Below are 18,340 nucleotides of genomic sequence, written 5' to 3'. Positions count from 1 at the left end.
GCTGCCGTGATCGTCGGGGTGGGCATCGACGTCGTCGACATCGCACGCTTCGAGGAGACCCTCGAGCGCACGCCGGCGTTGCGCGAGCGCATCTTCACTCCCGAGGAGCGCGGTCTCGGCATCGCCTCGCTCGCGGCGCGGTTCGCCGCCAAGGAGGCCCTGGCGAAGGCCCTCGGCGCCCCGGGCGGGATGGAGTGGCACGACGCGCGCGTCGTCACCAACCCTGACGGCAAGCCGAGCATCGAGATCGGGGGCACCGTCCTCGCCCGGGCGCGAGACCTCGGAGTCGACTCGCTCCACGTGTCGCTGTCCCACGATGCCGGGATCGCCTCGGCCGTCGTCGTCGCGGAGGGCTGATGATCCGCGCCCACGCCATCGAGGACGTTCGCGCCGCTGAGGCGGCCGCCATGACCGCGCTTCCGGAGGGCGAGCTCATGGCGCGTGCTGCCCAGGGGCTGGCCGAGGTGGCAGCCGCCCGGCTCGCCGACAGCGAGGAGGCCACGGCCGTCGGCCTGGTCGGCGCCGGAGACAACGGCGGTGACACGCTGTATGCCGTCGCGCTGCTCAGCGACGCCGGGTTCCCTTGTGCGGTGGTGCTTTTGCCTGCCGGCGGCCGCGACGCGGTGCACGCTCGTGGGCTCGAGGCCGCGGAAGCCGCCGGCGTGATGGTCCACCTCGCCTCTGACGCCGACGCGGCGGACGTCGTGGCCGAGGCCGACCTCGTGCTCGACGGCATCGTCGGGATCGGGGGCCGGCCGGGCCTGCGGCCCGAGGCCGCTGCGCTCGTCGACGCCATCGACGACGACGCGTGGGTCATCGCGGTCGATGTCGCCAGCGGGCTCGACCCGTCTGGCGAGGCAGGCGACGACGACGCGGTCTGGGCCGACGAGACGGTGACCTTCGGCACCCCCAAGCCGGCGCACCTGCTCCCGCCGGGGGAGGCCGCGACCGGCCGGCTCACCATCGTCGACATCGGTCTCGACGTGTCGGCGCTGACGCCCGCGGTGGAGCGCCTGACCTGGGACGACGTGGCCGCGCTGTGGCCCGTCCCCGACCAGGGCGACGACAAGTACTCCCGCGGCGTGCTCGGAGTCGTCGCGGGTGGTGAGTCCTACGCCGGTGCTGCGGTGCTGTCCACGACCGCTGCGGCGGAGGCCGGTGTGGGCATGGTGCGCTATGTCGGCACACCGACCCCCGTGTCGCTGGTCCGCCAGGCCGTCCCGGAGGCGGTCATCGGCGCCGGCCGGGTGCAGGCATGGGTCGTCGGGCCCGGGCTCGACATCACTGCCACCGACGAGACCGCCCCGAGCCAGCTCGCGGTCGCACGGGAAGCCCTGGCGAGCGACCTGCCGGTCATCGTCGACGCCGGCGGGCTCGACCTCGTCGACGGACCGCGTGGCGCCCCGACCGTGCTGACGCCGCACGCCGGTGAGCTCGCGCGCCTCCTCACGCGCCTCGAGGCCCGCCCCGACGGGTCAGGTGACAGGCAGGACGGCCAGACCTCCGCTGCAGACCCCGCCCACGTCGCCGAGGCGCCTGTCGACCGACCCGCAGCACGTGAGGTGACGGCCGACGACGTCAAGGCGGCGCCGCTGCGTCATGCGCGGCACCTCGCCACCCTGTCCGGCGCCACCGTCCTGCTCAAGGGCGCGACCACGCTCGTGGTCACCCCGGGTATGCCGGTCCGCACGCAGGCGGACGCCCCCGCCTGGCTCGCGACGGCGGGGGCGGGCGACGTCCTCTCGGGCGTGATCGGGACGCTGCTCGCTGCCGGACTGACACCGCACGACGCCGCCTCGCTCGGTGCGCTCGTGCATGGCGTCACTGCCGATCGGGTATCAGGCGGGGGTCCGCTGCGGGCACTCGCGGTCGCACACGGCATACGATCGGCGGTCCGCGACCTGCTCGCTCGCGGGCGCTCGGCCGACTGAGCGTGGCCCCTGCGCGCGACCGAGCCGACGAACTGCGAGACTGCACCCGATGACTACCGACGTTCCCCACCCGATCGCCGCCACGGCGAGGTCAGCCGTGGCCGCGAGCGCCGTGCCCGACGTGCCGGCGCAGACGGTGGGCACCACCATGTGGGCGGAGGTCGACCTCGACGCCCTCGCGGCCAACGTGCGCACCCTCCGCGGCCTGGCGCCGTCGTCCGAGTTCATGGCCGTCGTCAAGGCGGATGCGTATGGCCACGGGCTGTTGCCCGTCGCGCGGACCGCCATCGGCGCCGGGGCGACCTGGCTCGGGGTGGCGCAGTTCGACGAGGCGTTCGCCCTGCGTGATGCGGGCCTGACCACCCGGCTGCTGACCTGGCTCAGCGTGCCCGGCTCCGACTTCGCCGGGGCGGTCGCCCGCGACATCGACCTGTCCGCCTCCGCCCCGTGGGTGCTCGACGAGATCGCCGCCGCTGCCCGCAGCCTGGGGCGGACAGCGCGCGTGCACCTCAAGGTCGACACCGGGCTGGGCCGCGGGGGCGCGTTCGGCCCGGACTGGGGCACTCTCGTGCGCCACGCCCGGCCGCTCGAGGCCGAGGGCGCGATCCAGGTCGTCGGTGTCTGGACGCACTTCGCCCACGCCGACTCTCCCGAGCACCCGACGGTCCTCGCCCAGCAGGAGCGGTTCTTCGACGCGGTCGCCGAGGCGGAACGTGCCGGCTGTCGCATCGAGGTGCGGCACCTCGCGAACTCCGCCGCGACGCTCGTCCACCCGAGTGCGCACGCCGACCTGGTCCGCCCCGGCATCGCGATGTACGGCCTCACGCCGGTGCCCCAGCTGGACGACGACTTCGGCCTCCGGCCGGTCATGTCCCTACGAGCTCGGCTCGCCCTGGTCAAGAGTCTGCCCGCCGGCCAGGGCATCAGCTATGGCCACGTCTACACGCCGGAGCACGACACCGTCGTCGGGCTCGTGCCCTTGGGGTACGCAGACGGCATACCCCGCAACGCCACCAACGTCGGCCCGTTGCGCGTGGGCGACCTGCGGACCACGATCGCAGGACGCGTCTGCATGGACCAGCTCGTGGTCGACCTCGGCGCCGGCTCGAGCGCGCAGGCCGGCGACGTCGTGACCCTCTTCGGTGGCGCCCCGGGCGAGCCGACGGCGCAGGACTGGGCGGACGCGACCGACACCATCAGCTACGAGATCGTCACGCGGGTCGGACCGCGTGTGCCTCGCATCCACCTCGGCGGCCCGGGGGCCTCGGGGGTGGTCTCGGCGTGAGCCCGTCCTCCCGGCGCAACCCAGTCATCGGCATCGCGGCCGCGACCATCGGTGTCGCGGCCGGTGTCGCTGCGGGCATCGCCGCCGATCGTGCGGGCCGGCATCGTGCCGCCATGGCGGCCCTCGAGACGCCTGAGCTGCTCGACATCACGCCCGACGAGGAGCATGTCGTGCTCACCGACGACGGGGTCGCGCTGCACGCCGAGATCGACGTGCCCACGCCTGAGGCCGCAGCCGCTGCGGCCAAGGGGACGACCCGCCGCGGAAAGCCGCAGGAGCTGCCCACCGTCGTGCTGACCCACGGGTACTGCCTCAGCCTCAGGTGCTGGGTCTACCAGCGGCGGGCCCTCAAGGAGGCCGGATACCGCGTCATCAGCTGGGACCAGCGCGGTCACGGCCGATCGGCCCGCGGCGAGCGCGACAGCTACCACATCGACCGCCTCGGGCTCGACCTGCACACCGTCATCGACGAGCTCGCCCCCACGGGTGACCTCGTCCTCGTCGGCCACTCGATGGGTGGGATGACGGTCATGGCGCTCGGCGAGCACGACCCTAAGCTGGTCGCCGACCGCGTCGTGGGCGCGGCTTTCGTGTCGACCAGCCCGGGCGGGCTCACCCTCGCCAACGGCGGGCGCGCCGCGACGCTCGGGCGGATCGTCCTCGAGCGGTTCGGTCCCGGCCTGCTCAACCCACTCAGCGCGCGCCCCGAGCTCGTCCTGCGGCTGCGCCGGGTGGGCAGGGACCTCGAGCACTTCCTCGTCGAGCAGAACTCCTTCGCGTCGCCGGTGCCCCGCTCGGTCGTGCGCTACACGGCCGACATCCTGCTGAGCACGCCCCTCGACGTCATCAACGACTACATCCGAACGTTCGACGGGTTCGACAAGCGACCGGCCTTGTCCGAGTTCCGCGACGCCGTCGTGCTCGTCTTCAACGGGCGGGACGACGTGGTCACCCCGCCCTCGCACAGCGAGCTCATCGTCGAGGGCATCCCCGGTGCCGACCACATCCTCGTCAACGACGCGGGGCACGTGATCATGCTCGAGCACCCCGACCTGCTCAACCAGCACCTCGTCCAGCTCGTCGACCAGTCGGCCCGGGCGCGTGCCCAGCGCATCGACGTCTCGCGCCAGCCGCGGGTGCGCCGCATCGTGACAGACGTCGCCAAGGGGCGTCGCCAGCGTCGCCTCGAGAAAGAGGCCGACGCGATCGTCCGGGCCGGTCGGCGGTCCGCCGAGTCCCGCGGGGCCTGAGGGTGGAGCGCGAGTTCGTCTGGGCCGACACGCAGGACACGCAAGCCTTCGGCCGGCGCCTCGGTGGACTGCTCGAGGGCGGCGACGTGCTCGTGCTGACCGGCGACCTCGGGGCCGGGAAGACGACGCTGACGCAGGGCATCGCCGATGGTCTCGGGGTCCGGGGCCCGATCACGTCGCCGACCTTCGTCATCGGCCGGGTGCACCCGTCGCTGGTCGGCGGTCCGGCGCTCGTGCACGTCGATGCGTACCGGCTCGGCAGCTCGCTCGAGCTCGACGACCTCGACCTCGACGCCGACCTCGACGCCAGCGTGACGGTCGTCGAGTGGGGCGCCGGCCTGGCCGAGCAGCTCAGCGAGTCGCGGCTGGAGCTGACGATCACGGGTGAGGACGTGCGCAGAGCCCGCATCGTCGGCGTCGGCGCCCGCTGGGACACCGTCCTCACCGCGCTCGCCGCGGCCTGAACGGACGACCCCGACCGCTCGGATAGCCTGACCGACGTGCTGCTGCTCGCCATCGACACCTCGACCACCGCCATCAGCGTGGCGCTGCACGACGGCTCCGCGGTCGTCGCCGAGGTCGCGACGCTCGACGCCCGCGCGCACGCCGAGCACCTCGCGCCGAACATCCGTGCCGCGCTCGAGACCGTCTCGGCCAACCCGGCCGAGGTCACCGACGTCGTCGTGGGCATCGGGCCAGGTCCGTTCACCGGCCTGCGGGTCGGCATCGTCACCGGCCGGACCTTCGCCTTCGCCCTCGGCCTCCCGGTGCGCGGCCTGACGAGCCTCGACGCGATCGCCCACGAGGCCTTCCTCGCCGGCCGGCGTGGCGCCCTGATCGTCGCGACGGACGCCCGCCGCAAGGAGGTGTATGCCGCCGAGTACGTCCTCGACGACACCGGTGCCCATCGCGTGGCCGACCCCGTCGTGTCCCGCGCGGCCGACCTCCCCGAGCGCCTTCGAACGCTCCCGACGGTGGGGCGCGGGCCGGTGCTCTACCCCGAGAGCCTGGCCGACGGCATACCGCCTCGGGGTGACGACCGCCCCTTCGCGGGGGAGCCGTGGGCCCCGAAACCGACGCCGCTCGACGTCAGCGCGGGGGCCCTGGCGGATCTGGCTACGCGACGGCTGGCGGCAGGTGGAGCCGTGGCCTCTGACAGCGGGCTCCAGCGCGTCGACCCGGGGGACGGGTTCGACGGGCTCGAGCCGCTCTACCTCCGTCGCCCCGATGTGGCCCCGGCCGCCCCGAGCCGCAAGTCGACCCTCGGATGAGGGGGCGACGGCCGTGGTGACGGCTGGGGAGGTGAGCCTCCGCGAGCTCGAGTGGACCGACCTCGAGACCCTGGCCGCGCTGGAGCACAGCCTCTTCGCCGACGACGCCTGGTCGGTCGAGACGTGGTGGGCGGAGCTGGCCGGGCGGCCCCGACGCGACTACGTCGTGGCCGTCGGCCCGGACGGGTCCATCGCCGGGTATGCCGGTCTCGACCTCACCGGCGACGTGGCCGACATCATGACCATCGCCACGGCGCCGGCGCACCAGGGCAAGGGGATCGGACGGCTGCTCCTCGGCGAGCTCGTGCTGCGGGCCCGGCGGCACGGCGCCGAGGCGCTCCTGCTCGAGGTGCGCTCGGACAACACGGCGGCCCGATCCCTGTACGACCACCACGGCTTCGACGTGATCTCGGTGCGTCGCCGCTACTACCAGCCGGGTGACGTCGACGCTCTCGTGATGCGTCGCCTGCTCGCGAAGGAGGACCATGCCTGACGAGCCGCTCGTGCTCGGCATCGAGACGTCGTGCGACGAGACCGGTGTCGGCATCGTGCGAGGCGAGACGCTCCTCGTCGACAGCGTCGCGAGCAGCGTCGACGAGCATGCCCGGTTCGGCGGCGTCGTGCCCGAGGTCGCCAGCCGCGCGCACCTCGAGGCGATGGTGCCGACGATCGAGCGTGCCTGCCGCGACGCCGGGGTCGCCCTGCGCGATCTCGACGCGATCGCCGTCACTTCGGGCCCGGGCCTCGCCGGGGCGCTGCTCGTCGGCGTGGCCTCGGCGAAGGCGCTGGCGCTGGCCCTCGGCAAACCGATCTACGGGGTCAACCACCTCGCCTCGCACGTCGCCGTCGACATCGTCGAGCACGGACCGCTCCCCGAGCCGACGATGGCGATGCTCGTCTCCGGCGGGCACTCGTCCCTGCTGCTCGTGCCCGACGTGACGCACGACGTCCGGTCGTTGGGCGCGACGATGGACGACGCAGCGGGGGAGGCCTTCGACAAGGTGGCACGGGTGCTCGGGCTGCCCTTCCCGGGCGGACCACACATCGATCACGCTGCGCGAGAAGGGAACCGGGTCGCGATCGACTTCCCGCGGGGGCTGACTACCGGTCGCGATCTCGAGCGGCACCGCTTCGACTTCTCCTTCTCCGGGCTCAAGACTGCGGTCGCCCGGTGGGTCGAGCTGCGCCACCGTTCGGGAGAGCCGGTGCCCGTGGCTGATGTCGCGGCGAGCTTCCAGGAGGCGGTCGTCGACGTGCTGACCCGCAAGGCCCTGATGGCCTGCAAGGAGCACGAGGTCGACCACCTGCTCATCGGCGGCGGCGTGGCGGCGAACTCCCGGCTTCGGGCCCTGGCCGAGCAGCGCTGCGAGAAGGCAGGCGTCACGCTTCGGGTGCCGCGGCCGGGTCTGTGCACGGACAACGGTGCGATGGTCGCCGCCCTCGGGGCCCAGATGGTCGCCAAGGGCCGCGAGCCGAGCGACCTCGGCCTCCCGACCGACTCGTCCATGCCGGTCACGCTGGTCCAGGCCTGACCCCGGCCGCCACGCCCGCACCCCGCCCAGCCCGCCCCCGCCCGGACCCCCTTGCGGTTCGAGGTATTCGAATGGAGGTGTTGGGTCGCCGGATACCGCGAGCCAATACCTCGACCGGATTACCTCGAACCGGGAGGCGCAGCTGGGGGGTGAGGGGAGCGAGGGGAGCGAGGGGAGTGCGGGGTCAGCAGTGGGCGAGGCCCATCTGGAGCTTGAGGCCGACCACGCGGGTCACCGCCGCCTGGACCTTGGCTGCGAACGCCGGGTCGGACCGCATGGCCTGGGTCAGCGCGTCGTGCATCGCGGGCACGGTCGAGGGCCGCGCGGTGAGGATGATGTCGCCGCCTGCCCGCACGAACCGGGTCGCGCGCTGGCCGACCGGGACGTCGGCGACGGCCTCGGCTGCCCCGACATCGTCTGTGACGACGACGCCGTCGTAGGACAGCCGGTCACGCAGCAGGTCCGTGATGACCCGCTTGGAGAAGACGGCGTTGGTGCCGGGGTCGATGCGGCTGTAGATCGCCGAGCCGACCATGACCAGCTCGACCCCGTCCTGGATGCCGGTGCGGAACGGCTCGAGGTAGTCGCTGTCCATGGTCGTGATGCGGTCGGTGATCCCGGTCGAGGTGACGTCGGTGTTGCCGGTGATCCGGCCGAGTCCCGGGAAGTGCTTGACAGTGGCGGCGATGCCACCGGCGCGCATGCCGGCGATGAAGGCGCTCACCATCGCGGAGTTGCGGTCCGGATCGCTGGAGAAGTTGCGGAAGTAGCGGCCGATCGGCTGGTTGGCCGTGCCGATCGATGCCGGGACGGTGTCCGCGACCGGGGCGAGGTTGACGTTGATGCCGGCCCGGCGCAGCTCTCCGGCCCAGATCGTGGCGTCGGCGGTGAGTGCGCTCGGACCCTCGGCGTTCTGCCGCCGGGCGGAAGGCATGTCGCTGAAGCCGGCCCCTTGGAGCTGCTGCACCGCGCCGCCCTCCTGGTCCGCCGCGAGCAGCAGTCCCAGGCCGGCGGTCGCCTTGTCGGACGCGAGCCCCGCGAGGTGGTGGGTCGTCGCACGCACGGACGCCGCGCCGTCGTGCCAGCCGCCGAGCAGGATGACGCCGCCGAGGTGCCGGCTCGCCACGAGGGAGTCGAGGCTGCTGCGCGCGGCCCCGGCGTCGAGCCCGACCATGATCAGCTGTCCGGCGCGCTCGCCTGCGCTCATGCCGTCGACGATCCGGGTCGCGCACGAGACCGGCGTGGCGGGTGTCGTCGTCGCTGGAGGGGCCGTCGTCGTCGACGTGTGCGGCGCGGTGGTCGAGGGCGGGACGGTGGGAACGGTCGAGGACGTCGGCCCGCCGGGGCTCGTGCTGCCGGGCGCGGAAGAGCTCGACGCGCCGGCCTCGGGCGGGCCGGACGAGCAGGCTGTCGCGAGCATCGTCAGCCCCACGACGACCACGGCCGGCCAGAGGCGGCTGGGTCGACGACGGCGCGGGCGACGTTGATGGACAGGCACGTTACGACCCTAACCCGATCTGCTGGGAGCACCTGACGCGTCGCTGACGGCGTGCTGGGAGGGGCCGCCGTGAGAGGGGGCGCGATACGTTGCGGACGTGACCACTCAGATTCCCATCGTCCTCGACGTCGACACGGGCGTCGACGACGCCTGTGCCCTCCTGTTCGCTGCACTTCACCCTGCGCTGGACCTGCGTGCCGTGTCGTGCGTCGGCGGCAATGCGCCGGTCGACGACGTGGTGCGCAACACGCTGCTGACCCTCGAGGTGGCCGGACGTGCCGATGTGCCGGTGGCCCGTGGCGCCGAGCGCCCGCTCCTGGAGCCGCCCTTCCATGCCCGTCACGTGCACGGTGACGACGGGATGGGCGACCTCGGCTGGCCGCCGCCGTCCCTCGCGCCAGACCCGCGCCACGCGGTCGAGATGCTCCGCGACGTATGCCGTCAGGCCGCTACCGACGCCCGCCCGGTCACGCTCGTGCCCCTCGCGCCCCTGACCAACATCGCACTCCTGCTCCGCACGTATCCCGATGTGGCACAAGGCATCTCGGAGATCATCTTCATGGGCGGGGCGGCCAACGTCGGGAATGCGACGGCCTCCGCGGAGTTCAACGTCTTCCACGACCCGGAGTCCGCGGCGATCGCGCTCGACGCTGCTGCGGATCTCGGCATCAAGGTCACGATGTACGGCCTCGACGTCTTCTACGGCCCGAAGGTCAGCCCCGAGCAGGCCGCCGAGCTCGTCGCGGTCGGCGGCCGCGGACCGGCCGAGCTGGGTGGGCGCCTCATGGACTTCCAGCGCAAGCGCCTCGACGGTGAGGTCGCCTCGATCGGTGACGCGGGTGCCGTGTGCGCGGTCGTGGACCGGGACGCGCTCACGTGCGAGACGCTCCCGATCCGTGTGGAGCTCGCCGGCACGTGGTCGCGCGGACGCACGATCGTGGACCGTCGCGACTGGCGGGGGGCGATCAGGCACGACCCGCACGGCGAGGCGCCCGTCCGGATCGACGTCGCGCTCCACGTCGACGGCGAGCGCTACTCGAGGCTCTGGCGGGACACGCTCCTTCGCCGACTCGGGGACGACTCGCCGGCCGAGACCCGCTGATGGGCCGGGTCATCGTCGTCGGGTCGCTCAACGTCGACGTCGTGACGCGCGTCGAGCGGCACCCCCTGCCCGGTGAGACCGTCCTCGGGCAGCCTGGTGGTCGGTTCGCTGGCGGCAAGGGAGGCAACCAGGCGATGGCGGCTCGACGCGACGGCGCCGACGTGACGATGGTCGCGAGTGTCGGGCAGGACGAACCGGGCGCGGCCTACCTCGCCCGCCTCGAGGCCGCCGGCGTCGACGTGCGTGCCGCCCGCCAGGAGGGACTCCCGACCGGGACGGCGCTGATCACCGTCGACCAGGCGGGGGAGAACTCCATCATCGTCGTCGCGGGCGCCAACGCCGCTCTCGAGCCGGTGCCCCGGCACCTCGGCGCCGGACCCGGCGACGTGGTCCTCTTCTCGCTCGAGGTGCCCCTCACCACCGTCGCCGAGGCGGCGCGGGCGGCTCACGAGGCCGGTGCGCGCGTCGTGCTCAACCTGGCGCCGTATGCGGCCCTCCCGCACGACGTGATCGCGCTCGCCGACCCCGTCGTCGTCAACGAGTCCGAGATGAAGCTGCTCGCCGACTCGGATCTCGTGCCCACCTCCCTGCTGGTGACCTTCGGGGGCGCGGGGGCCAGCTGGGACGGGGAGCGGGTCTACGGCATACCCGTGCCGGCCGCCGAGCTCGGCGACACCGTGGGTGCCGGTGACGCCTTCTGCGGCGCGCTCGCGGCCGCTCTCGCCGCGGGCGCGGACCGCGGCCCGGCGCTCAATGCAGCCAATGCGGCCGGCGCTGCAGCCGTCCGCTGGACCGGAGCCCAGCCCGACGCCGCGCTCTGACCGACCGCTCACCCGAACGCGGCGTTCGTTCGCCCGCCGCGTTCGGTGCCGAACGTGGGCGTGGGGCCGGCTGGGGTCAGGTGGGGGCGACGACGAGCGCGACCTGGGTGCCTCCGGCGCGGGTGACCACGAGCGTCGCCTCGGAGCCACCCTTGCCCCGGCCGGTCATCTTGAGCTGCCGGCGCAGCGCGTCCGGGTCGATCGTGACGCCGCGCTTCTTGACGGTCACGCGGTCGTACCCGTGGTCGCGCAGCCATCGGGCCAGGCGCTTGGTCGAGAACGGCATCGCCTCGACGATGCGGAAGCGCCGCGCCCACGGGAGGTCGTATGCCGCTCCGCTCGTGACGTAGCCGACGCCGGCTGCCAGCTCGGCACCGTCGACCGCGGACACGAGCGCGCCGGTCAGGCCGGCGCGGACCACGGCCCGGTCGGGCTCGTAGAGCCACTCGGCCAGCTCGTGGACCGATGTCAGGCCGGGCTGCCCGTCCGCGGCCTCCGCCTCGACCTGGGTCACGACGCTCGTCTGGGCCTCGGTGCAGACCGCGGCCGTGCGCCCGGCCGTGGTGGCGAGCGGGCCCCACCAGATCGCGCACTCGAGCACCTCGCCGTGCCAGGACGTCCACTGCGCCTCAGCCCCGGGCGGGATCGCACCGTGCGGGAAGGCGGGCGAGAGCTTGGCGCCGGTGGCAGCGACCTGGTCGGCATAGGCGAGCACCTCGGGCCACGATGGCGAGATCGCGTCCAGCGAGAACACGCGCTTGGTGCGGCCGTGGATGTCGGCGACGCCGGTGACCCGCCGCGCAGGATCGAGCCAGAGGCCCAGGTGGCGGCGTCCCTCCCCCTCGGGGAGCCGCACGTCCTCGGCGCGTGCGTGGGTGACGCGCGCCGAGGGCCAGTGACGGAGGTTCACCCCGGCGATCCGCGCCGTCGCCTCGTCGGCGTCCACACCCCGCACCGTGAGGTCCAGCCCGGCGAACGCCATGGCGTCGGCGCCGAGCCCGCAGCCGAGGTCGTAGATCTCGCGGACCCCGGCCGCGGCGTACCGGTGTGCGTGGCGGGCGGCGATGGCCAGGCGGGTCGACTGCTCGAGGCCGTCCGCGGTGAAGAGCATCCCATCGGCGAACTGGCCGAACTTCTCGGCGCCGCGCGCCCGCAGCCGCGACTGCGTCATCGCGGCCGCGACGAGGTCGGGCGCATAGCCGGCGTCGCGGAGCCGCCCCTGGAGCTGCAGCGAGGTCACCTGGTCGTACGGTGGCAGGGACTGCAGCAGCGCCCAGCCCTCTCCTGTGGCCAGGCGGTCGACCATCGCGGCGTCCATGCGCCCATCCTGCCAAGCCGGCCCTGAAGGCCAAATCTGGCACTCGACTTGACCGAGTGCTAACGGCATACCTAGATTTCTTCTTGTTGGCACTCTCACCTCGAAAGTGCCAGCGCCCTCTTCAGGGCGGTCGACCCCCGCGACGGCGGCCAGCCATGAAGAGCCCTACGTCCGTAGTCACCGGAAGTCACCCCGACTGTCCCGAAGGGAAGGTCACCACCGTGTCGGTTTCCATCAAGCCGCTCGAAGACCGCATCGTCGTCAAGTCCCTCGAGGCCGAGCAGACCACCGCGTCCGGCCTCGTCATCCCCGACACCGCCAAGGAGAAGCCGCAGGAGGGCGAGGTCCTCGCTGTCGGCCCCGGCCGCTGGAACGAGGACGGCGACGAGCGCGTGCCGCTCGACATCAAGGTCGGCGACAAGGTCATCTACAGCAAGTACGGCGGCACCGAGGTCAAGTACGGCGGCGAGGAGTTCCTGATCCTCTCCGCGCGCGACGTTCTCGCGATCGTCGGCTGACCCCTGTCACGCCGTATGCCGTGAACGCACCCCGGTGGGCCCCGTCGGGGTTTCGCCGGGGTGCGTCTGCTTAAGCCACAACGCAATTCGCTGATCCGCTCAATCCACGAGCAGAAGGAACACCATGGCCAAAATGCTGGAGTTCGACGACTCCGCCCGCAAGTCGCTGGAGCGAGGCGTCGACGCGCTCGCCAACGCCGTCAAGGTGACGCTCGGCCCCAAGGGCCGCAACGTCGTCATCGACAAGAAGTGGGGCGCTCCCACGATCACGAACGACGGCGTGACCATCGCTCGTGAGATCGAGCTGGAGGACGCCTACGAGAACCTCGGCGCGCAGCTCGCCAAGGAGGTCGCCACCAAGACCAACGACGTGGCCGGCGACGGCACGACGACCGCGACCGTGCTCGCCCAGGCGATGGTCAAGGAAGGCCTGCGCAACGTCGCGGCCGGTGCCGCCCCCGCCGCGCTCAAGCGCGGCATGGACAAGGCCGTCACCGCCGTCAACGACGAGCTGCTGCGCAACGCGCGCGACGTCGAGGGCAAGGACGAGATCGCCTCGGTCGCCACCCTCTCGGCTCAGGACGCCACCCTCGGCGGTCTCATCGGCGAGGCGTTCGACAAGGTCGGCAAGGACGGCGTCATCACGGTCGAGGAGTCCTCGACCACCGCCACCGAGCTCGAGTTCACCGAGGGCATGCAGTTCGACAAGGGCTACCTGTCGGCCTACTTCGTCACCGACACCGAGCGCATGGAGACGATCCTCGAGGACGCCTACGTCCTGATCAACCAGGGCAAGATCAGCTCGGTCGCCGAGGTGCTCCCGGTGCTCGAGAAGGTTGTCCAGTCGGGCAAGCCGCTGCTCATCATCGCCGAGGACGTCGAGGGCGAGGCCCTGTCGACGCTCGTCGTCAACAAGATCCGCGGCACCTTCAACGTCGCCGCGGTCAAGGCGCCCGGCTTCGGCGACCGCCGCAAGGCGATGCTCCAGGACATCGCGGTGCTCACCGGCGGCCAGGTCATCGCCGAGGAGGTCGGCCTCAAGCTCGACCAGGCCGACCTGACCGTGCTCGGCCAGGCCCGTCGCGTCGTGCTGACCAAGGACGCCACGACGATCATCGACGGCGCGGGCGACCAGTCCGAGGTCGCAGGCCGCGTCAACCAGATCAAGGCCGAGATCGAGCGCACCGACTCCGACTGGGACCGCGAGAAGCTCCAGGAGCGTCTCGCCAAGCTGGCCGGCGGCGTCTGCGTGATCAAGGTCGGCGCGCACACCGAGGTGGAGCTCAAGGAGAAGAAGCACCGCATCGAGGACGCCATCTCGGCCACGCGCGCCGCGATCGAGGAAGGCATCGTCGCCGGCGGCGGCACCGCGCTCATCCACGCGGCCACGGTCATCGACGGTCTGGACCTGACGGGTGACGAGGCCACCGGTGCCTCGATCGTCCGCAAGGCCGTCCAGGAGCCGCTGCGGTGGATCGCCGAGAACGCCGGCCTCCAGGGCTACGTCGTCACCTCGAAGGTCGCCGAGCTCCCGCTCGGCCAGGGCCTCAACGCGGCGACCGGCGAGTACGGCGACCTCGTGGGCGCCGGCGTCATCGACCCGGTCAAGGTGACCCGCTCGGCCCTGCGCAACGCCGAGTCGATCGCCTCGATGATCCTGACGACCGACACGCTCGTCGTGGACAAGCCGGAGGACGAGCCCGAGGCCGGCGGCCACGGGCACGGCCACGGCCACTGAGCCGGCCGGCATACCTCCAGCAGCAGCGAGGACCGCTCCCCCGAACGGGAGCGGTCCTCGCTCGCGTCTCGGCGTCCGTGACCCCGTCACAGCTCACGGGCGGCCGAGGGCCCTTGAGGCTCAGCGGGAGGTCAGGAGGCCTCCTGGATATCGCCGAGGAGCAGCTCACGCTCGGCCTCGGTGAGGCCTCCCCAGACGCCGTAGGGCTCGCGCACCTCCAGCGCGTGGGAGCGGCACTCGGTGACGACGGGACACCCGGCGCAGACCGCCTTGGCCTCCGCGTCGCGGTTGCGCCGGCGGGGCCCGCGCTCGCCCTCCGGGTGGAAGAAGACCTCCGGGCTGACGCCTCGGCAGGCTCCGTCCAGCTGCCACTCCCACAGGTCGGCGACTGGGCCGGGGAGGCGGGTGATCTCTGCCATGAGCTCGTCTTTCAGATGGGGCGGGTCGTCCGCCGTTCGTCCTTCAGGCCCCGGCTCGCGCGATGTTCTCCGGGAGGGGCCTGCGGAATTGACGCTAACCGGACGATCCACCACGGATAAAGAGCGGAATCTTCAAGACTTGTTCAAGAATTCCCATGTGGATGGCATGCTCGGTCCAGGACGGTTCGGGTGCCTTTGGGGCCCGCAGGCGGCCAGCACGCACTAGCATGATCGACTTGTGGAGCGCCACCGGCGGCGCGAACGCGACGCCGGCAGTCCAAACGGGAGTTCGGGGGGACGAGAGCTCAGATGGGTCCTGGTTGGTCCAGTCCCGCCTCCGTAACACACGGGGGTGTGAGCGCGATGGAGCGGGTGGACGCTCCATCGCTGCGTGAGCTGGCGGCGGCTGCCACGCGCGACACCCATGCGCGTGACGCGTTGCTGGTGCGCATCAGGGACATGGCCCTGAGGTACTCCCGCGTCCGGCTCGGACGTTTCGGCGCCGAGGACACTGCCCAGGACGTCGCTCAGGAGGTGTGCATGGCTGTCATGACGGCCCTGCCGACCTATGAGGAGCGCGGCCTGCCCTTCGAGGCCTTCGTCTACACCATCACCTCTCGCAAGCTCGCCGACGCCCAGCGCGCCGCGATGCGGGGCCCCGCGCCGGTGGAGACCATCCCGGACGGACCCGACGACAGCCCGTCACCCGAGTCGGTCGCGGTCATGCGCGACGAGGCCGCGGCCGCGATGTCGCTCATGCAGCAGCTGCCGTCGCAGCAGCGCGAGATCCTCACCCTCCGGGTGGCCGTCGGCATGTCGACCGACGAGACGGCCGCGGCCCTCGGGATGTCTCCGGGTGCGGTCCGGGTAGCCCAGCACCGTGCCCTGACCAAGCTCCGCGCGATGATCGCCGCCGTCGAGGCAGGTGACGTCGCATGACCGACCTGTTCCCGATGAGCGACCTCGCCGCCGACGACCTGCTGCTCGACCACCTCGCTGCCCGCCGGGACGCTGGTGGCGAGCCCGTCGCCGTCATGCTCGGAGCGCTCGCGGCCCACGCCGACACCCCGCTGCCGGCCCACACGGGACGCCGGAAGGTGGGACGGAAGCACCGCTACATCGGCGCGTTCGCGGCGCTGGCGGTTGCCGCATCTGGCGCCGGTGTCGCCGCTGCAGTCACCCTGCCGTCGCGTGGGCTCAGCGCGGCCGACCGGGCCCGCATCGAGCAGAAGATGGAGCAGAGCGCGCACAGCGACGCCCCGAGCGGGCTGCTGACCCGGCTCGGCCTGCCGCAGACCTCCGGCACGACCGAGGCGCGTGGCCTCGTGCTCTACCGCCAGCCCGACGGCACGATCGTGCTGCTGCCTGCCTCCGTCGTCGCAGCCGCAGAGGCGTCCGGCGGCCCTGCTGTGGCGCTCGGCGGCGCCGCCGACGGCGTCGCCCAGGGAGGCGGTCAGGGAGGCGCTCAGGGCAGCACCGCCGGGGTGACCGGCCCCAACGGCAACGCCTGGGGAGCGACCCAGGGCGGCCAGGGCGGCAACTCCGACGGCAACGCGAACGCCGGCTCGCAGGGTGGCAGCACGCCGACCGGCACTCCGACCGACCCCGGCAACGGCGACGGCGACGCCGACCAGCAGGGCGCGAAGCCCGCGCCGACGCCATCCGGGCCGAGCAGCGGCAACCAGGGCGGCAACGGCAACGTCGGCAAGGGCGTCGACAAGGGTAAGAACGTCACGCCGACGCCGACTCCGACCGGCACCCCGAGCGCTGACCTGTACTCGACGGCCACGCCGCCAACCGGCCGGCTGAACGGCGGCCCGAGCCCCAGGTCGACCACCCCGGTGCGGGCGCCCAAGCCCGTCGGTGCCCCTGGCACGGCCGACCCGGTCACCACGGGCGCCGGTACCGCGGACACCGGCAGCACGGGCGCGGCGGCGCTCGACCCGGGCACCGACGCGAGCACCAACGTCGGCTGACTGTCGGGCGGCGCCTGGACCCGGGGTGTCTCTGTGGCCGGACCAGGGCTGGCCAAGGGCACTCGGCAGAGCCCTTAGAATTGGGCAATGAGTCTCGGATCGTCAGATGTGCCCGCCGCTTTCGCCACGATGGGTCTGACGTACGACGACGTCCTGCTTCTTCCGGGATACAGCGACCTCGCGCCGGCCGACATCGACACCACGACCCGCCTGACGCGGGAGCTGTCGATCCGCAGCCCGCTGGTGTCCGCGGCGATGGACACGGTCACCGAGGCGCGCATGGCGATCGCGATGGCTCGCCAGGGCGGGCTCGGGGTGCTGCACCGCAACCTGTCGATCGCCGACCAGGCCTACCAGGTCGACCTCGTCAAGCGCACCCAGACCGGCATGATCTCCAACCCGATCACGATCGGCCCCGACGCCACCCTCGAGGACCTCGACCAGCGCTGTGGTGAGTACCGCGTCTCGGGCCTGCCCGTCGTCGACGGCGACAAGCTGCTCATCGGCATCATCACCAACCGTGACCTGCGGTTCACGCCGGTTGCCGAGTGGGCGACCACGCTCGTGCGCGACGTGATGACCCCGATGCCCCTCATCACCGGGCACGAGGGCATCAGCCGCGAGGACGCGACGACCCTGCTGCGCCAGCACAAGCGCGAGCGGCTGCCGCTCGTCGACGACCAGGGCCACCTCGCCGGTCTGATCACCGTCAAGGACTTCGTCAAGAGCGAGCAGTTCCCCGACGCGAGCAAGGACGACGCAGGCCGGCTCATGGTCGGCGCGGCGATCGGCTACTTCGGCGACGCCTGGGAGCGGGCGACCACCCTCATCGAGGCCGGCGTCGACGTGCTCGTCGCCGACACCGCCCACGGCCACGTCCGCCTGCTCATCGAGATGGTCCAGCGCCTCAAGAACGACCCGGCGACCCGTCATGTCCAGGTGATCGGTGGCAACGTCGCCACCCGCGAGGGCGCCCAGGCGTTCGTCGACGCCGGTGCCGACGCCGTCAAGGTCGGCGTCGGTCCCGGCTCGATCTGCACGACGCGCATCGTCACGGGTGTCGGGGCGCCGCAGATCACGGCGGTCCACGCCGCGGCCCAGGCGTGCAAGCCGGCCGGCGTGCCGGTCATCGCCGACGGCGGCCTGCAGTACTCCGGTGACATCGCCAAGGCGATCGTCGCCGGCGCCGACTCGGTCATGATCGGCTCGCTCCTGGCCGGCTGCGAGGAGAGCCCGGGCGACCTCATCTTCGTCAACGGCAAGCAGTTCAAGAGCTACCGCGGCATGGGCTCGCTCGCAGCCATGAGCTCGCGCGGCAAGAAGTCGTACTCCAAGGACCGCTACTTCCAGGCCGAGGTCGACTCCGACGACAAGATCGTGCCCGAGGGTATCGAGGGCCGCGTCGCCTACCGCGGTCCGCTGTCGGCGGTCGCCCACCAGATGGTCGGTGGCCTGCGCCAGTCGATGTTCTACGTCGGCGCGCGCACCATCCCGGAGCTGCAGGACAAGGGCCAGTTCGTGCGCATCACCTCGGCCTCGCTCAAGGAGAGCCACCCGCACGACATCCAGGGCATCGCGGACGCGCCCAACTACTCCGTCTCCGGCTGAGTCCGGACGCCCCGACCGCCCCGCAGCACGCGGACGTATGCCGTCCGGCTGGGACCCAGCCGGACGGCATACG

General features: G+C 72.4%; 19 protein-coding genes. 16 read left to right on the top strand and 3 right to left on the bottom strand.

What is annotated here, in order from left to right:
• Positions 1 to 6: 6 nt before the first annotated feature.
• The 8 genes from ACYVLP_RS17150 to tsaD all read left to right on the top strand — a co-directional run bounded on the left by ACYVLP_RS17150 (position 7) and on the right by tsaD (position 7,269).
• The gene (locus ACYVLP_RS17150; protein WP_460628683.1) at positions 7 to 357 is read left to right on the top strand and encodes a holo-ACP synthase; all 351 of its coding nucleotides are present in this window, start codon (positions 7 to 9) and stop codon (positions 355 to 357) included.
• Positions 357 to 1,931 (top strand): bifunctional ADP-dependent NAD(P)H-hydrate dehydratase/NAD(P)H-hydrate epimerase, encoded by a 1,575-nt coding sequence (locus ACYVLP_RS17145; RefSeq protein ID WP_460628545.1) that lies wholly within the window; start codon positions 357 to 359, stop codon positions 1,929 to 1,931. The genes ACYVLP_RS17150 and ACYVLP_RS17145 overlap by 1 nt, the downstream gene beginning before the upstream one ends.
• 148 nt (positions 1,932 to 2,079) lie before the next feature.
• Positions 2,080 to 3,216, top strand: coding sequence for an alanine racemase (gene alr / locus ACYVLP_RS17140; RefSeq protein ID WP_460628682.1), 1,137 nt, complete (start codon positions 2,080 to 2,082; stop codon positions 3,214 to 3,216).
• Positions 3,213 to 4,466: an alpha/beta fold hydrolase gene (locus tag ACYVLP_RS17135; protein ID WP_452271935.1), complete on the top strand. Its 1,254-nt coding sequence runs from the start codon at positions 3,213 to 3,215 to the stop codon at positions 4,464 to 4,466. Before alr ends, ACYVLP_RS17135 begins: the two co-directional genes overlap by 4 nt.
• A 2-nt stretch (positions 4,467 to 4,468) precedes the next feature.
• Entirely contained in the window at positions 4,469 to 4,930 is a 462-nt protein-coding gene (gene tsaE, locus ACYVLP_RS17130; RefSeq protein ID WP_460628544.1) for a tRNA (adenosine(37)-N6)-threonylcarbamoyltransferase complex ATPase subunit type 1 TsaE, read from the top strand.
• A gap of 36 nt (positions 4,931 to 4,966) precedes the next feature.
• Positions 4,967 to 5,737, top strand: coding sequence for a tRNA (adenosine(37)-N6)-threonylcarbamoyltransferase complex dimerization subunit type 1 TsaB (gene tsaB, locus ACYVLP_RS17125; protein WP_460628543.1), 771 nt, complete (start codon positions 4,967 to 4,969; stop codon positions 5,735 to 5,737).
• Between the two features lie 31 nt (positions 5,738 to 5,768).
• Positions 5,769 to 6,230, top strand: a complete 462-nt coding sequence (gene rimI, locus ACYVLP_RS17120) for a ribosomal protein S18-alanine N-acetyltransferase (RefSeq protein WP_460628542.1) — start codon at positions 5,769 to 5,771, stop codon at positions 6,228 to 6,230.
• Complete coding sequence (gene tsaD / locus ACYVLP_RS17115; protein WP_460628541.1) at positions 6,223 to 7,269, top strand: tRNA (adenosine(37)-N6)-threonylcarbamoyltransferase complex transferase subunit TsaD; 1,047 nt, start codon at positions 6,223 to 6,225, stop codon at positions 7,267 to 7,269. The genes rimI and tsaD overlap by 8 nt, the downstream gene beginning before the upstream one ends.
• A gap of 184 nt (positions 7,270 to 7,453) precedes the next feature.
• On the opposite strand, the gene ACYVLP_RS17110 is transcribed toward tsaD, so the two are convergent.
• The gene (locus ACYVLP_RS17110) at positions 7,454 to 8,476 is read right to left on the bottom strand and encodes a glycoside hydrolase family 3 N-terminal domain-containing protein (protein ID WP_460628540.1); all 1,023 of its coding nucleotides are present in this window, start codon (positions 8,474 to 8,476) and stop codon (positions 7,454 to 7,456) included.
• On the opposite strand from ACYVLP_RS17110, the gene ACYVLP_RS17105 reads away from it, so the two are divergent.
• The 3 genes from ACYVLP_RS17105 (at position 8,475) to ACYVLP_RS17095 (ending at position 10,690) form a co-directional block, all read left to right on the top strand.
• Complete coding sequence (locus ACYVLP_RS17105) at positions 8,475 to 8,756, top strand: hypothetical protein (protein WP_460628539.1); 282 nt, start codon at positions 8,475 to 8,477, stop codon at positions 8,754 to 8,756. The two genes, ACYVLP_RS17110 and ACYVLP_RS17105, sit on opposite strands and share 2 nt — an antisense overlap.
• Before the next feature lie 108 nt (positions 8,757 to 8,864).
• A complete protein-coding gene (locus tag ACYVLP_RS17100; protein WP_460628538.1) occupies positions 8,865 to 9,869 on the top strand; it encodes a nucleoside hydrolase in 1,005 nt (334 codons plus the stop codon).
• Positions 9,869 to 10,690: a PfkB family carbohydrate kinase gene (locus tag ACYVLP_RS17095; RefSeq protein WP_460628537.1), complete on the top strand. Its 822-nt coding sequence runs from the start codon at positions 9,869 to 9,871 to the stop codon at positions 10,688 to 10,690. The genes ACYVLP_RS17100 and ACYVLP_RS17095 overlap by 1 nt, the downstream gene beginning before the upstream one ends.
• Before the next feature lie 76 nt (positions 10,691 to 10,766).
• Here the strand turns inward: ACYVLP_RS17095 and ACYVLP_RS17090 are convergent, their stop codons facing one another.
• Entirely contained in the window at positions 10,767 to 12,008 is a 1,242-nt protein-coding gene (locus tag ACYVLP_RS17090) for a class I SAM-dependent methyltransferase (protein ID WP_460628536.1), read from the bottom strand.
• A gap of 221 nt (positions 12,009 to 12,229) precedes the next feature.
• Between ACYVLP_RS17090 and groES the strand changes: the two genes are divergently transcribed.
• Both groES and groL read left to right on the top strand, forming a co-directional pair.
• Positions 12,230 to 12,526 (top strand): co-chaperone GroES, encoded by a 297-nt coding sequence (groES, locus tag ACYVLP_RS17085; protein WP_452271945.1) that lies wholly within the window; start codon positions 12,230 to 12,232, stop codon positions 12,524 to 12,526.
• Between the two features lie 124 nt (positions 12,527 to 12,650).
• A complete protein-coding gene (gene groL, locus ACYVLP_RS17080) occupies positions 12,651 to 14,264 on the top strand; it encodes a chaperonin GroEL (RefSeq protein ID WP_460628535.1) in 1,614 nt (537 codons plus the stop codon).
• Between the two features lie 131 nt (positions 14,265 to 14,395).
• On the opposite strand, the gene ACYVLP_RS17075 is transcribed toward groL, so the two are convergent.
• Positions 14,396 to 14,683, bottom strand: coding sequence for a WhiB family transcriptional regulator (locus tag ACYVLP_RS17075; RefSeq protein WP_452271947.1), 288 nt, complete (start codon positions 14,681 to 14,683; stop codon positions 14,396 to 14,398).
• Between the two features lie 363 nt (positions 14,684 to 15,046).
• Between ACYVLP_RS17075 and shbA the strand changes: the two genes are divergently transcribed.
• The 3 genes from shbA (at position 15,047) to guaB (ending at position 18,267) form a co-directional block, all read left to right on the top strand.
• Positions 15,047 to 15,622 carry an RNA polymerase sigma factor ShbA gene (gene shbA, locus ACYVLP_RS17070; RefSeq protein WP_460628681.1) on the top strand — a complete coding sequence of 192 codons (576 nt, stop codon included), beginning with the start codon at positions 15,047 to 15,049 and terminating at the stop codon, positions 15,620 to 15,622.
• The gene (locus ACYVLP_RS17065; protein WP_460628534.1) at positions 15,619 to 16,659 is read left to right on the top strand and encodes a hypothetical protein; all 1,041 of its coding nucleotides are present in this window, start codon (positions 15,619 to 15,621) and stop codon (positions 16,657 to 16,659) included. Before shbA ends, ACYVLP_RS17065 begins: the two co-directional genes overlap by 4 nt.
• Positions 16,660 to 16,746: 87 nt before the next feature.
• Entirely contained in the window at positions 16,747 to 18,267 is a 1,521-nt protein-coding gene (gene guaB, locus ACYVLP_RS17060; protein ID WP_452271949.1) for an IMP dehydrogenase, read from the top strand.
• The last annotated feature ends 73 nt before the right edge of the window (positions 18,268 to 18,340 follow it).

The organism is Intrasporangium mesophilum (assembly GCF_054783095.1).
This window is presented reverse-complemented; position numbering and strand designations above follow the sequence as displayed.

Coding starts and splice junctions, on each gene's coding strand:
- ACYVLP_RS17145 (WP_460628545.1), top strand. CDS start 357: ATGATCCGCGCCCACGCCATCGAGGACGTTCGCGCCGCTGAGGCGGCC.
- alr (WP_460628682.1), top strand. CDS start 2,080: ATGTGGGCGGAGGTCGACCTCGACGCCCTCGCGGCCAACGTGCGCACC.
- tsaD (WP_460628541.1), top strand. CDS start 6,223: ATGCCTGACGAGCCGCTCGTGCTCGGCATCGAGACGTCGTGCGACGAG.
- ACYVLP_RS17105 (WP_460628539.1), top strand. CDS start 8,475: ATGCCGTCGACGATCCGGGTCGCGCACGAGACCGGCGTGGCGGGTGTC.
- ACYVLP_RS17110 (WP_460628540.1), bottom strand. CDS start 8,476: ATGAGCGCAGGCGAGCGCGCCGGACAGCTGATCATGGTCGGGCTCGAC.
- ACYVLP_RS17095 (WP_460628537.1), top strand. CDS start 9,869: ATGGGCCGGGTCATCGTCGTCGGGTCGCTCAACGTCGACGTCGTGACG.
- ACYVLP_RS17090 (WP_460628536.1), bottom strand. CDS start 12,008: ATGGACGCCGCGATGGTCGACCGCCTGGCCACAGGAGAGGGCTGGGCG.
- groL (WP_460628535.1), top strand. CDS start 12,651: ATGGCCAAAATGCTGGAGTTCGACGACTCCGCCCGCAAGTCGCTGGAG.
- ACYVLP_RS17075 (WP_452271947.1), bottom strand. CDS start 14,683: ATGGCAGAGATCACCCGCCTCCCCGGCCCAGTCGCCGACCTGTGGGAG.
- shbA (WP_460628681.1), top strand. CDS start 15,047: ATGGAGCGGGTGGACGCTCCATCGCTGCGTGAGCTGGCGGCGGCTGCC.
- ACYVLP_RS17065 (WP_460628534.1), top strand. CDS start 15,619: ATGACCGACCTGTTCCCGATGAGCGACCTCGCCGCCGACGACCTGCTG.
- guaB (WP_452271949.1), top strand. CDS start 16,747: ATGAGTCTCGGATCGTCAGATGTGCCCGCCGCTTTCGCCACGATGGGT.